This window comes from Enterococcus sp. LJL51 (genome assembly GCF_054871795.1).
Map to the genome: position 1 here is coordinate 1 of NZ_JBTXLW010000032.1, position 12,442 is coordinate 12,442.

Consider the following 12,442-nt stretch of genomic DNA (forward strand, 5'->3'; position numbering starts at 1 on the left):
CAGACCCAGTGACACGTCTTAGCTCAACACATGAATTTACGATTAAGGATGACCATGGGAATACTACCGATACGGCAACCAAAATCAATTTAAATGAAACAATAAAAGCACGTATTGATTATACTTTTGATAATGATGTTTTTGAAATTTCAGAGGCGGAGAAGCTGCGTACAGTTGTGATAGTATCGCCTAATAAGAATATTAGCGGCTCTTATCCAATGGTGAACGGAATAGAAAAAAGTGTTCAATTTACGTTCTTTGAAAATGAAGGACTGCATTATTCTGTTGTGAATAGTATCAAAAATAATAAATATGAGTTAATGGACAAAGCTCGCTTTATGATTAACTACAATATTTTAAACCGGCAGCTTGGTGAATACGAGTTTACAACATACTCTTTGACAGAAGAACAGATGAGGTATCCTGAAGTAAACGATATTCCTAATTTATCTGCAGGAGAAACCATTGATTTGACTGAGTATGTCAAAGTATTCAATGGATTTGTAGCCACTCCAAGATATTTTGTTTCAGGAAATATTTCCGGAAATGCGGAAGTTTCAGCAGATGGCATACTAACTGCTAAAAAAAGCGGAAGCTCAGTTACCTTAACAGTTACAGATCCAATCACTCGATTAGCAACGGTTAAAACATTTAGAATTCTATAAAAATGAAATAAAAAAACCAGTATTGAGCGTTTTACATCCTCAATACTGGTTTTTTTTAGAAGATTACAGCCTTAAGGCATTTTTCCTTCACTATCTTTTTTTTCCTGAATTCTTTTTCGTAGCTCTTCCAGTTCTTTTTCTTTTTTCTCCAGCTCTGCCAGATCCTCTTCAATTTGCCGTTCTTTTTCAACGGGTTTGGCTCGAATCAGAAAATTGATGGAGATGGCAACAAAGGTTCCAATAAATGTATCCAATACCCGCTCAAAGGCATAGTACATAGACTCACCCTGAGGTACACTTAATGCAATCATGAGCATAGTAGCAATGGCGGAAATAATCCCCGAATTGTTGCCCATACCGTCGGATAAAACAATCACAAGAATGACTAAAAAAGGTAAAAAGAACAGTTCTACGAGAAAATCATTTGAAAAATGCTGCTGCACAACGAAATATAGTAAAGCTAGTCCGCCGCCCAAAGAATTTCCAATCACTCGGGATTTACCAAAAGAAAGACTAGTAGTTAAATCCTGACGTAGTGAAAAAACGGCCGCCAGCGCTGCAATCATCGGGGCACCCCGGTCAAATAGTTTGAATAATAAAATACAGACCATAACGGCCAAAGCACTTTTTAATGTCCGCATACCTAAACGGAATGGACCAATTACCATGTTTTTTCTCTCCTAAAAAAGATTTTACTATTTCATCATAACCGAAATAGAGGTAAAATTACTAGTATTGAAGCAAAGATTATCAATTTTATAAGGAGATTGAGTATGAAGATAGGATTACGAACGATAAAAACTGCATTAAGTGCAGCGCTCTCCATGATTTTGGCTTCAGCTCTTGGTTTATTAAATCCAGCATCCGCCGGTATTATTTCAGTGTTAAGTGTAACGCCAACGAAAAAAACATCTTTATTAACAGGAATTTACCGGCTGTTTTCATTAGCACTGGCAACGGCTGTCGCGTTTATCTGTTTTCAGATTTTGGGCTTTACACCATGGGGCTTTGGTGTCTACCTACTGTTGTTTATCCCAGTGGCAGTTGCCTTAAAGCTTTCTGACGGTATTGTTGTCAGCTCTGTGTTAGTGACTCATTATCTGATTGAAAAGCAAATGTCCTGGGAATTGATTGGCAATGAATTTATGCTGATGATCATTGGTGTTGGAATGGCACTGCTTTTGAATATGTATATGCCGGATGTGGAGAAACGTTTAAAGGAAGACCAGGAAATTATTGAAGCAGTTTTTAGAAAGATTCTACAGGATATGGCTTTTTACCTTAACGAAACGAAAAAAGAACGCTCTTTGTTTGATCGCTGTAATCAGTTAAAGTCATTGATTAAAGAGGGACAGGATTGGGCGAAGAATCATGCAGAAAATCAATTACTGTCTAAGGATAATTACTATTTGGACTACTTCACGATGAGAAAGATGCAAAGTGTAATTTTGAAGGATATGCTCAAGCTATTGGAAAAAGTCAAAGTAGAAGCAGAGCAAGTGAAGAGTATTAAAGAACTGCTGGCATATACTTCGCTGACTTTTGCTGAGGATAATGATGGTCGTCAGATTCTGGATCAAATTGCAGGAGTCTATGAGACTTATCGGGAAAAGCCTCTACCTAAAACGAGGGAAGAGTTTGAAAATCGGGCACAGCTTTTTCAATTTCTTCAGCTTTTTCAGTCATTTATTGAAATTAAAGAAGAATTTGTCAAAGAACATCTAAGACAGGGGCAAGAGGAGGGATAGAATGCAGGAGCTAAAACGGCCAGTTCTTACTGGCGACTTGATGAGAGATGTTACTGCATATCTCGGAGAGACGTTCAAAGATACTGCCCGGCATTCAATAGAAGTGGCTGCTTGCGCACGTGAGCTAGCAGCAAGATTCAAAGAAGATCCTGCAGCAGCTGAAGCTGCTGGACTGCTTCATGATATCAGTGTAGTCATACCCAACAAGGAAAAGCTGATGCGTGCGGAGGAATGGGGCATCGATATCTGCAAAGAGGAGGAGCTGCTGCCTATGATCAGTCATCAAAAGCTGTCACGCTATATGGCGGCTGAGTTTTTTGGAGTTAAGGATGAAAATGTCTTATCGGCTATTGAATGCCATACAACACTTAAAAATCATGCGAATAAAATGGATCAGGTAGTTTTTGTTGCAGATAAGATAAAATGGGATCAGGCTGGAGAACCGCCATATCTTGACAGCTTGCAGGAATCACTGGAAGAGTCGCTGGAGGCAGCTTCTTTAACCTATATAAACTACCTCATGGTACACGATATTATTGTTGTTCATCCATGGCTGAAAGCGGCGCAAGAGTGGCTTGAATATAGCAGATAGATCACAGCTGTGGCAATAATCTGATAGTTGGTATGATCAATTAAGGAGGAACAGTTTTATTATGGCAGAATATGAAAAGGATTTCATGTTGCGGCAGGCAAGACAATTCGCGGATTTATTGGGGAGCTTTATGGACAAAGAAGCAGTAGATGGTACCGTTAGGCTGGACGAAGAACAGGTGAAAAAGCTTCAGGATGAGTATCAGAAAAAACTATCCAATAGTGAACAATCAGAAAGATAAATGAATAATTTCTAGAATGAGTGGGACGAAGAGTATATCCTACTCATTTTTTCTTTGAAATATTTTGATTAGATATGTATGCATTTTAAGATTAATTAATCATTTCTTTACATATTTAAAGTTAAAAACACCAAAAAAACTATATAACTTTTTTGGTGTTTTAAAAAGCAATTCAATGTTTTTATAAAATAGGAAAGAATTATTGACAGGTTCGTTAGGTTTGTTGGTACCTGGGACAATTGGGTTAAAGGGCGCAGGATATTTAGAGATTCCTGTTCATGAATATTATGAAGATGAGAATGGATGATGTCTCAAGCTCATTTAGGTCTTTCTTATTCAGTTCGCCATTGCTGCTGCATCTGGTCTAGTATATCAATTACATCTATAGTCAGGAATAAAGAACGGTTGGGCAGTTTGCCTTCAATTATTTTAATCATATTATCTGCTTCATAGTTTAGCGCCTGAAGACTGTCTCCTGAAACAATAGACTCCTTTGTTCCATCATTGAAATGAATTTGTGCTTGATCAGCGCGAGGATATTCTTCCACTGTGATGTAGGCATTTTCGAAGGAAACGATTCCTGTTTTGGGCGCTTTTGATTGAAAGCTTAATGTCACAGCGGCCATCTCCTGTTTGTCATTTTGTAAAATCGTGACAGATTGCTCATCTACTCCTGTTGAGAAAGGAATCATTGATGAAGCTGCCACCTTCGGCTGTTCAGTAAAAAACCAACGGGCAAAGGAAACTGCGTAGGTTCCTATATCTAATAAAGCTCCCCCAGCTAATTCAGGGTTAAAGAAGCGATTATTAGGATTCGGATCTTTATAGCTGCCAAAAGGTGCTTGTATCATTTTGAGCTTTCCTAAGCGCCCGGTATCAGCGATTCGTTTTAGTTCAGTGTATAAAGGCATGTTGAAAATAGTCATTGCTTCAGCTAGAATTAATTGCTTTTCTTCAGCTAATTTTAAGGCAGCTTTTAATTCCTCGCTATTCATGGTGATTGCTTTTTCACAAAGCACGTGTTTGCCGGCTTCCAAGGCTTGCAGAATATGCTGAATATGCTGTTTGTTTGGCACAGCGATATAAATAATATCAATGGTATTATCAGCAAGCAACTCTTCATAGGAGCCATAATGAGCGGGTATATTGTATTTTTGAGCAAATTCTTCAGCTTTATTTATTGTACGGGAAGCTACAGCAGCTAATTGGCTGTTTTTTTGTTGGAACCCCGCTGCAAACTGATGGGCGATTTCTCCCAGTCCGATAATTCCCCAGTTGTAGTTTGTCAAATCTGTATCCTCCTAAAGGTTCTTTTCAGTTTATTATACTAAAAAAAGTAATAAAAAGAGAAAAAAACAACTTAAAATGAAGAAAGTCACGTCTTTTTAAACAGAAATGAGTGCTTTTTTTGGTTATTTTAAGTAGAATAGAAAGAGGAGGCGATTGGTATGCACCAAGTATATATAGATATTATTGTCAGTGCAGTAATGGAACAATATTCTTCAGAGGAGCAATTCTATTCTGAACAGCTTAATATTGATCAAGAACAATGGGAAAGCTGGAAAAATGGCAGAGGAAATCTGCCGAGTGAAGATATGCAGAAAGTAAAGAACTTGTTTACAGATTATGAATGGATGCTGACGCAAAAAATTATGCGGCAGACAGTCCTATTTCCGGAAAAGAGAAATATCGCAGTGGCTGAGTACAAGCGGATGAAAACCTCTATTGCCAGAAAATGGCTGAAAAGCGAGGTTGGCAGAGCCGAACTTTTACCGTTAACAGGAACCGTACAAGAAGATGAAGGCTTTATCAACTTGAAGGTATCCATTTCTTATGGAGAGTGGGGGTTTGATGATATCGTTACCTTCCGACTTCCAGCAAAACTGCAGCCTCAGCTGGAAGGCTCAAAGGTTGAGCTGCTGGACTGGATGGATGAAAACCTGGTTGAAACTTATGTTACAGAGTAAGCTGGATTTGATTCTGTATTGGTAATTTGTTATAATGTGCTGATTTCCATGTGGTAGTGATGGGTTGATTTTCAAAAAAATTAACCAAAAGACAAAGTAAATTAAAAGTAGGGATTTTATGAAAGTAAAAAGGCGTAAGAATAAAAGGTTTCCCGTGTTATTGTTAGGGTTGCTGTTGATTGCCGGATTTTTCTCGTTTCGTTTTTTAACAGGAAATACGGTTAAAGAAGCGGTAAAAACACAGGATAACAAAGCTGTGTCTCAGGAAGATTTTATTGAAAGAATTCGGCCTCATGCAGAGGAGCTTCAGGCTGCTTATGGCGTACTGCCAAGTATAATTATTGGTCAGGGAATTTTGGAGTCGAACTGGGGACAGAGTACTCTTGCTTCTGAATATAACAATCTTTTCGGAATCAAGGCTTACGGCGACCAGAAAAAAGTGAATTTGGAAACAAAAGAGTACATAAACGAATTATGGGTTACGATTCAAGGTGATTTCAGAGTATACGATACTTGGGAGGAATCAATGGATGATCATACACGTCTTTTTGTGGATGGTGTAACGTGGGATCCAAGATTATATGAAAATGTTCTTTTAGCTAATGATTATAAGGAAGCAGCTAATGCTCTTCAAGCAGCGGGCTATGCGACAGATCCGGACTATGCTGAAAAAGTTATCCATGTAATCGAGACTTATAAGCTTTACAAATATGACCACTAATCGGTGAAGGGGAGAGAGTATGGACCAGGAATGGATACCGGAAATTACGACATTATTAAAACAGGATATTATTAAAGTGCCGGAAATTATCAATCAAGCAAGCGGCATTAAAATATTTGGTAAAAGAATTCGCTCGATTATTTTTACAACAGATATAGCAATTATTCGGAATACTAATGCAGATGCGGTTATTGCAGTATACCCGTTCACTCCACATCCGGCAATCACTAAAAGTATTATTGAGGCTGCTGATATTCCTGTGTTTTCTGGTGTTGGCGGCGGTCTGACTCAAGGGGCTCGTTCAGTGTATATGAGTTTGTTTGCAGAGGCACAAGGTTCAATTGGGGTAGTTCTGAATGGACCAACACCAATTGAAACCATTGAAAGTGTATGCGGCGTAGTTGATATTCCCGTTGTAAGTACGGTGACCTCCCGTTATACACCAATGGATGATAAGCTGGAGGCTGGTGTATCCCTGATTAATATCAGTGCTGGTAAAGAGACAGCTGAAACAGTCCGCTATTTCCGAAAGAAATATCCAGAACTGGGAATCATTGCTACCGGTGGCCCGACGGAAGAATCAATTCAGGAAACAATCGAAGCTGGAGCCAATGCAATTACCTATACCCCGCCATCCAATGGTGAGCTGTTCAGTAAGAAAATGGCAAAGTATCGAAAGCAGGAACAGGAAGCAGATAACAATTAATTGATTTATGAAATACCGTTTATTTGGTTTTAAGGGCTGGAGATACAATATTGTTCCAGCTTTTTTTGTTGAAAGATAATACAAAATGACAGATAGATGAGGGACTTTTATCATTTTAAGTAAATTGATTTTTACCGAGAAGTATTAGCATTTGGTATCCGTACCATTGACAATGCCCTGAATCGTTATTTTATGAGAAAATTCTAAGCTTAGTTTTGGTTATAGTTTCTTGCTTTTTAAAGGATTTAGTGGATAATAGAAATTATCATATTTTGAACTTATATATGGTCATGATAAGGATGACCGTCTCTACCTGGCACCGTAAATGCCGGACTATAGGTGAAAAAGCGTGTTCGATTTGAACCTCTTTTTTGCTTTGCAAAAAGGAGGTTTTTTAGTATTGGGGAGGAGAACGACACAATGAAAGAATTAGTAGAAAGAATAAAAAAAGACGGTCAAGTACTAGGTGATGGTGTATTAAAGGTTGACAGCTTTGTTACCCATCAGGTTGATCCGGATTTAATGGAGCAAATAGGTAAACGTTTTGCGGAGGTTTTTGCCGAACAGGGAATTACAAAAGTTGTGACAATTGAAGCGTCAGGAATCGCACCGGCTCTTTATGCGGCACAAGCGCTAAAGGTTCCGATGATTTTTGCCCGTAAAGCAAAGAGCTTAACTATGGATGAAGAATTACTCACTGCATCAGTCTATTCCTTTACCAAACAAGTAACCAGTCAGGTTTCTATTTCTAAAAAGTTCTTAAAGGAAGGCGATAAGGTTCTAATTATTGATGATTTTCTGGCAAATGGTCAGGCTGCTAAAGGATTGGTAGAACTATGCCGGCAAGCTGGAGCTGAGGTATTAGGAATTGGAATTATTATTGAAAAGTCTTTTCAGGATGGTCGAACTCTTTTAGAGGATATGGGGCTAAAAGTCGTTTCTCTAGCTCGTATTGCGTCATTAAAAAATCAAACAGTTGAATTTCTTCAGGAGGATGCCTAAGAATGAAAGAACAGAATATGACGAGTGCAGAAGCTGCTCATGAAACGTCCACTGCGAAAAGTGCAGTGCTTGGTCTTCAGCATTTGCTGGCAATGTATGCGGGAGCAGTTGCAGTTCCTTTATTAATTGGTACTGGTTTGAACTTTAATGCGGAGCAGATGACCTATTTGATTTCTATCGATATTTTTATGTGCGGCATCGCTACACTGCTTCAGCTGACAGTAAATAAATTTTTTGGAATTGGTCTGCCAGTTGTTTTGGGCTGTGCGATTCAGGCCGTTGCTCCGCTGATTATGATTGGAACTGACAAAGGCGTTGGAGCAATGTATGGTTCGATTATTGCCGCAGGAATTTTTATTGTATTAATATCCGGCATCTTTTCAAAAATTAAAGTTCTGTTTCCTTCACTGGTAACTGGAACAGTAATAACTGTCATTGGATTGACCCTAATTCCTGTTGCGATAGAGAAAATGGGTGGAGGATTAGCAAGTGCTCCTACATTTGGTTCTGCCAACAATTTACTACTGGCTTTCGTAACCATTGGACTTATTATTATTATACAAGTGTGGGGTAGAGGGTTTATCCGGTCGATTTCAGTACTAGTAGGTTTAGCTGGTGGAACAGCTCTCGCAGCATTTTTAGGAATGGTAGATGTTGAGCCAATTGTTTCTGCAACCTGGTTTCATTTTCCGCAGCCGTTTTACTTTGGTACGCCGACGTTTGATCCTTCCTCTATTTTATTGATGATTATTATTTCCATTGTCAGTTTAGTAGAATCGACGGGTGTCTATTTTGCTTTAGGCGATATTACAGGAAAACCGGTGGGAGAAGAAGAATTGAAAAAGGGCTATCGAGCAGAAGGATTAGCTGTGATTTTAGGAGGGATTTTCAATACCTTTCCTTATACAGGGTTTTCCCAAAATGTTGGTTTAGTTCAGTTATCAGGAATTAAAAACCGCAAGCCTATTTATTTTTCGGCATTATTTTTGATTATTTTGGGATTACTTCCTAAAATTGGGGCAGCAGCTCAGATTATCCCAGAACCTGTTTTGGGCGGTGGAATGCTTGTAATGTTCGGGATGGTCGCTGTACAGGGAATGCGGATGTTATCCAAGGTTAATTTTGAAAACGATAAGAATTTATTGATTATTGCTGTATCTATCGGTTTTGGCTTGGGCTTTAATATGATGCCGGAGCTATTTGCTAAAATGCCTGAAACAATAAAGATGTTTACAGGAAATGGGATTGTCATGAGCAGTGTTACGGCTATTGTTCTAAATCTTCTATTTAATGGAGTGAAACCAGAGCTGTTAGATAAATAGAAATAGTAATCAATCAATGAGAGAAAGCAAGAGCCAGCAAAAATCTAACAAACGATTTTTGTTGGTTTTTATTTTTAAACAGCGGTTTTGTAGCTTGGAATCTTCAATTTTAGATATACAGAATAGAGTCGCTAAATAGTCTTGATTAAACACGAACAATATAGTTGTTTTTTTGTTTATTATTCGATATTCCTTTGACAGTAATTGTGGGTGTTGCTAAAATAGAAAAGAGAAAAGGTGAAGAAAGGAATATGTCATGTCAATAAAAGTTGCTGTAATTATGGGGAGTACCTCCGATTGGGAAACAATGAAGCTGGCTTGCGAGATACTTGAAGAATTTCAGATTTCTTATGAAAAAAAAGTTGTTTCTGCTCACCGCACGCCGGACTATATGTTTGAATTTGCAGAATCTGCCAGAGAACGGGGAATCAAAGTAATCATTGCCGGGGCTGGTGGTGCGGCGCACTTGCCTGGGATGGTGGCGGCTAAAACCACGCTGCCGGTAATTGGCGTTCCAGTTCAGTCACGAGCACTTAATGGACTGGACTCCCTTTTGTCCATTGTTCAAATGCCTGGAGGGATTCCGGTTGCGACAACAGCGATTGGAAAAGCTGGGGCAACTAACGCTGGACTACTTGCAGTTCAGATGCTTTCCATGTATGATTTAGAGATAGCGGAAAAATTAGAAAAACGACGCGAATCTCTTGCACAGATCGTGATGGAAAGTAGTGATGACCTTGAATAATCCTGTATTACCAGGACAGATGATCGGAATAGTCGGCGGTGGACAATTAGGGAAAATGATGGCTTTGAGTGCCAAAGAAATGGGCTTTCGTATCGCCGTACTTGATCCTAATGTAGACTGCCCGGCGGCCCAAGTAGCTGACTGGCATTTGCTGGCAGCCTATAATGATTTAGATGCATTAAATGAACTGGCCAATAGATCACAGGTTGTGACTTATGAATTTGAAAATGTAGATGTAGATAGTCTTGTCCAAATTCAGGATTTAGTGAGTATTCCTCAAGGAACAGATTTGTTGGCGATTACTCAGGACCGTTTACTGGAGAAAGGCTTTTTAGAGTCCAATAATATAGTGATTGCTCCTTATGCAACGATTGTCAGTCCTACTGATATTCAGGATGCTATTGACGGTATTGGTTATCCTTGCGTACTGAAGACCACTAGAGGAGGATACGATGGAAAGGGTCAATACGTGCTTTACAGCCCGTCTGATTTAGCTCCGTCCATGAATCTCCTGAAAGAAGGCACCTGTGTTTTGGAAGCATGGATTCCTTTTGAAAAAGAAATTTCTGTTCTGGTGTCAGGTAATGGAAAGGGAGATATTCAGACATTTCCTGTAGTAGAAAATATTCACAGGAATAATATTCTTCATGAAACAATTGCTCCAGCGCGTGTAGATGAGGAAATCATTGAAGAAGCACAACGAATAGCTCAGGTGATTGCTGAGGAAGTTAATCTGGCAGGAACCTTGGCTGTTGAAATGTTTGTAACAAATAATGGCGGAATTTATGTAAATGAACTAGCGCCAAGACCTCATAACTCTGGTCACTATACGATTGAGGCGTGTAATTTCAGTCAGTTTGACACTCATATTCGCGGTATTTGCGGCTGGTCTATTCCTGAGATTCATCTACTTTCAGAAGCTGTGATGGTTAATATTATTGGAGAAGAAATTTATGAAACAATGGATTTTATTACTGAAAAGCCAGACTGGCATTTCCATTACTATGGAAAAGATGAAGCTAAAGCAGGAAGAAAAATGGGACACATCACCGTATTAACAGAAGATACGTTTGAAACACTGGAAGATATATATCAAACCAGCATTTGGGATTAAGAAAGGATAAAACAATGATTGATCGTTATTCAAGACCAGAAATGAGAGCTATTTGGACAGATACAAACCGATATCAGGCGTGGTTGGAAGTGGAAATTTTAGCTGATGAAGCTTGGGCAGAGCTGGGAGAGATTCCAAAGGAAGATGTCAAACTGATTAGAGAAAATGCCTCTTTTGATGTCAACAGAATTTTGGAAATTGAAGAAATGACGAGACATGATGTAGTCGCGTTTACTAGAGCTGTGTCTGAAACATTAGGCGAAGAACGCAAGTGGGTTCATTATGGTTTGACTAGTACCGATGTAGTTGATACTGCTTATGGCTACTTGCTGAAGCAGGCAAATGATATTTTACGCAAGGATTTACAGAACTTTGCTGATATTATTGGCGAAAAAGCGAAAGAGCATAAATATACGGTCATGATGGGACGCACTCATGGTGTTCATGCAGAACCTACTACGTTCGGTTTGAAACTGGCATTGTGGTATTCTGAAATGAAACGAAACATTGAACGGTTTGAACATGCGGCTAAAGGTGTGGAAGCAGGAAAAATCAGTGGAGCAGTTGGTACTTTTGCTAACATTCCGCCTTTTGTTGAAAAATATGTTTGTGAGAAGCTGGGGATTCGTCCGCAGGAAATTTCCACACAAGTTCTGCCAAGAGATCTTCATGCTGAATATTTCTCTGCAATGGCTTTAATTGCGACAAGTATTGAAAAATTTGCCACTGAAATCCGTGGGCTGCAGAAGTCTGAAACCAGAGAAGTGGAAGAATTTTTTGCAAAGGGACAAAAAGGATCGTCTGCGATGCCTCATAAACGCAACCCAATCGGTTCAGAAAATATGAGTGGTCTGGCACGCGTTATTCGTGGTCATATGCTGACAGCTTACGAGAATGTTTCGTTGTGGCATGAACGGGATATTTCTCATTCATCTGCAGAACGAATTATTATCCCAGATACAACAATGCTTTTAAACTATATGCTGAACCGCTTTGGCAATATTGTCAAAAATCTAACTGTCTTTCCTGAGAATATGAAGCGAAATATGAATGCAACCTTCGGATTAATCTACAGCCAGCGGGTACTTTTAAAGCTGATTGATCATGGTATGACAAGAGAAGCAGCTTATGATTTAGTTCAGCCGAAGACAGCTTACGCCTGGGATAATCAAACGGACTTTCGTCCGCTTTTAGATCAGGATGAGCAAATCACTTCAGTACTGAGTAAAGAAGAGCTGGATGATGCCTTTGACTACAATTATCATTTAAAAAATGTAGACACGATATTTGAACGTGTTGGTTTATAAAATAGAAAACAGAGACTGGGACATAATCCACTCTCAAAAAGAAAACAAGCTCGATTTTGATGATGAATGTCAAAATCGGGCTTGTTTTTTCTTCTTCCCTTCTCTTTCTCTCCATATATTTTCCTAATTTTCTTAGATTTAGTGCCATGAGAGCCAAACCAACATCAATCTTCGCTCCTTGTTTTCCACGTAAATGGAAACGATGGAACGCCAAATGAGCCTTTAGATGCCCAAACACTGGTTCTACATCGATTTTCCGTTGTCGATAAATCGAACCTGTTTTTTCATCTGAAAGCTTCTTCTTGCATTCTG

At 39.0% G+C, this 12,442-nt stretch carries 15 protein-coding genes and 1 riboswitch; of the genes, 12 read left to right on the forward strand and 3 right to left on the reverse strand.

Annotated features, from left to right (window positions below):
* The coding region (locus ACYSNQ_RS17760) for a cysteine peptidase family C39 domain-containing protein (protein ID WP_426084911.1) at positions 1-665 on the forward strand (665 nt) is incomplete at its 5' end.
* A 71-nt stretch (positions 666-736) separates the two neighbouring features.
* Here ACYSNQ_RS17760 and ACYSNQ_RS17765 read toward each other — a convergent pair.
* Complete coding sequence (locus ACYSNQ_RS17765) at positions 737-1,333, reverse strand: FUSC family protein (protein WP_426084912.1); 597 nt, start codon at positions 1,331-1,333, stop codon at positions 737-739.
* 105 nt (positions 1,334-1,438) lie between these two features.
* On the opposite strand from ACYSNQ_RS17765, the gene ACYSNQ_RS17770 reads away from it, so the two are divergent.
* The 3 genes from ACYSNQ_RS17770 to ACYSNQ_RS17780 all read left to right on the forward strand — a co-directional run bounded on the left by ACYSNQ_RS17770 (position 1,439) and on the right by ACYSNQ_RS17780 (position 3,246).
* A complete protein-coding gene (locus tag ACYSNQ_RS17770) occupies positions 1,439-2,413 on the forward strand; it encodes an aromatic acid exporter family protein (RefSeq protein WP_426084913.1) in 975 nt (324 codons plus the stop codon).
* A gap of 1 nt (position 2,414) precedes the next feature.
* Positions 2,415-3,005: a bis(5'-nucleosyl)-tetraphosphatase (symmetrical) YqeK gene (gene yqeK / locus ACYSNQ_RS17775; protein WP_426084914.1), complete on the forward strand. Its 591-nt coding sequence runs from the start codon at positions 2,415-2,417 to the stop codon at positions 3,003-3,005.
* A gap of 61 nt (positions 3,006-3,066) precedes the next feature.
* On the forward strand, positions 3,067-3,246 hold the full coding sequence (locus ACYSNQ_RS17780; protein ID WP_426084915.1) for a hypothetical protein: 180 nt from the start codon (positions 3,067-3,069) through the stop codon (positions 3,244-3,246).
* A 332-nt stretch (positions 3,247-3,578) separates the two neighbouring features.
* Here ACYSNQ_RS17780 and ACYSNQ_RS17785 read toward each other — a convergent pair whose 3' ends face one another.
* Positions 3,579-4,535, reverse strand: a complete 957-nt coding sequence (locus tag ACYSNQ_RS17785) for a Gfo/Idh/MocA family protein (RefSeq protein ID WP_426084916.1) — start codon at positions 4,533-4,535, stop codon at positions 3,579-3,581.
* A gap of 159 nt (positions 4,536-4,694) precedes the next feature.
* On the opposite strand from ACYSNQ_RS17785, the gene ACYSNQ_RS17790 reads away from it, so the two are divergent.
* From ACYSNQ_RS17790 to purB, 8 genes are all read left to right on the forward strand, one after another.
* Entirely contained in the window at positions 4,695-5,213 is a 519-nt protein-coding gene (locus ACYSNQ_RS17790; protein WP_426084917.1) for a hypothetical protein, read from the forward strand.
* Positions 5,214-5,331: 118 nt separating this feature from the next.
* The gene (locus tag ACYSNQ_RS17795) at positions 5,332-5,934 is read left to right on the forward strand and encodes a glycoside hydrolase family 73 protein (protein WP_426084918.1); all 603 of its coding nucleotides are present in this window, start codon (positions 5,332-5,334) and stop codon (positions 5,932-5,934) included.
* Positions 5,935-5,953: 19 nt separating this feature from the next.
* Positions 5,954-6,640, forward strand: coding sequence for a beta/alpha barrel domain-containing protein (locus ACYSNQ_RS17800; protein ID WP_426084919.1), 687 nt, complete (start codon positions 5,954-5,956; stop codon positions 6,638-6,640).
* A gap of 258 nt (positions 6,641-6,898) precedes the next feature.
* Positions 6,899-6,996: riboswitch (purine riboswitch) on the forward strand.
* Positions 6,997-7,060: 64 nt separating this feature from the next.
* Complete coding sequence (locus ACYSNQ_RS17805) at positions 7,061-7,642, forward strand: xanthine phosphoribosyltransferase (protein ID WP_426084920.1); 582 nt, start codon at positions 7,061-7,063, stop codon at positions 7,640-7,642.
* 2 nt (positions 7,643-7,644) lie between these two features.
* A complete protein-coding gene (locus ACYSNQ_RS17810) occupies positions 7,645-8,964 on the forward strand; it encodes a nucleobase:cation symporter-2 family protein (protein WP_426084921.1) in 1,320 nt (439 codons plus the stop codon).
* A 256-nt stretch (positions 8,965-9,220) separates the two neighbouring features.
* Positions 9,221-9,709 (forward strand): 5-(carboxyamino)imidazole ribonucleotide mutase, encoded by a 489-nt coding sequence (purE, locus tag ACYSNQ_RS17815; protein WP_426084922.1) that lies wholly within the window; start codon positions 9,221-9,223, stop codon positions 9,707-9,709.
* Complete coding sequence (gene purK / locus ACYSNQ_RS17820; protein WP_426084923.1) at positions 9,696-10,823, forward strand: 5-(carboxyamino)imidazole ribonucleotide synthase; 1,128 nt, start codon at positions 9,696-9,698, stop codon at positions 10,821-10,823. Before purE ends, purK begins: the two co-directional genes overlap by 14 nt.
* A 14-nt stretch (positions 10,824-10,837) precedes the next feature.
* A complete protein-coding gene (gene purB / locus ACYSNQ_RS17825; protein ID WP_426084924.1) occupies positions 10,838-12,130 on the forward strand; it encodes an adenylosuccinate lyase in 1,293 nt (430 codons plus the stop codon).
* Here the strand turns inward: purB and ACYSNQ_RS17830 are convergent.
* Positions 12,033-12,442: transposase (locus ACYSNQ_RS17830; RefSeq protein ID WP_426084925.1), on the reverse strand; the 410-nt coding region annotated here is incomplete at its 5' end. The two genes, purB and ACYSNQ_RS17830, sit on opposite strands and share 98 nt — an antisense overlap.

Bases quoted from the DNA above. Each gene is read 5' to 3' on its own strand.
- ACYSNQ_RS17810 (WP_426084921.1), top strand. From the start codon at position 7,645: ATGAAAGAACAGAATATGACGAGTGCAGAAGCTGCTCATGAAACGTCC.
- ACYSNQ_RS17780 (WP_426084915.1), top strand. From the start codon at position 3,067: ATGGCAGAATATGAAAAGGATTTCATGTTGCGGCAGGCAAGACAATTC.
- ACYSNQ_RS17765 (WP_426084912.1), bottom strand. From the start codon at position 1,333: ATGGTAATTGGTCCATTCCGTTTAGGTATGCGGACATTAAAAAGTGCT.
- purE (WP_426084922.1), top strand. From the start codon at position 9,221: ATGTCAATAAAAGTTGCTGTAATTATGGGGAGTACCTCCGATTGGGAA.
- ACYSNQ_RS17800 (WP_426084919.1), top strand. From the start codon at position 5,954: ATGGACCAGGAATGGATACCGGAAATTACGACATTATTAAAACAGGAT.
- ACYSNQ_RS17790 (WP_426084917.1), top strand. From the start codon at position 4,695: ATGCACCAAGTATATATAGATATTATTGTCAGTGCAGTAATGGAACAA.
- purB (WP_426084924.1), top strand. From the start codon at position 10,838: ATGATTGATCGTTATTCAAGACCAGAAATGAGAGCTATTTGGACAGAT.
- ACYSNQ_RS17770 (WP_426084913.1), top strand. From the start codon at position 1,439: ATGAAGATAGGATTACGAACGATAAAAACTGCATTAAGTGCAGCGCTC.
- yqeK (WP_426084914.1), top strand. From the start codon at position 2,415: ATGCAGGAGCTAAAACGGCCAGTTCTTACTGGCGACTTGATGAGAGAT.
- purK (WP_426084923.1), top strand. From the start codon at position 9,696: ATGACCTTGAATAATCCTGTATTACCAGGACAGATGATCGGAATAGTC.
- ACYSNQ_RS17805 (WP_426084920.1), top strand. From the start codon at position 7,061: ATGAAAGAATTAGTAGAAAGAATAAAAAAAGACGGTCAAGTACTAGGT.
- ACYSNQ_RS17795 (WP_426084918.1), top strand. From the start codon at position 5,332: ATGAAAGTAAAAAGGCGTAAGAATAAAAGGTTTCCCGTGTTATTGTTA.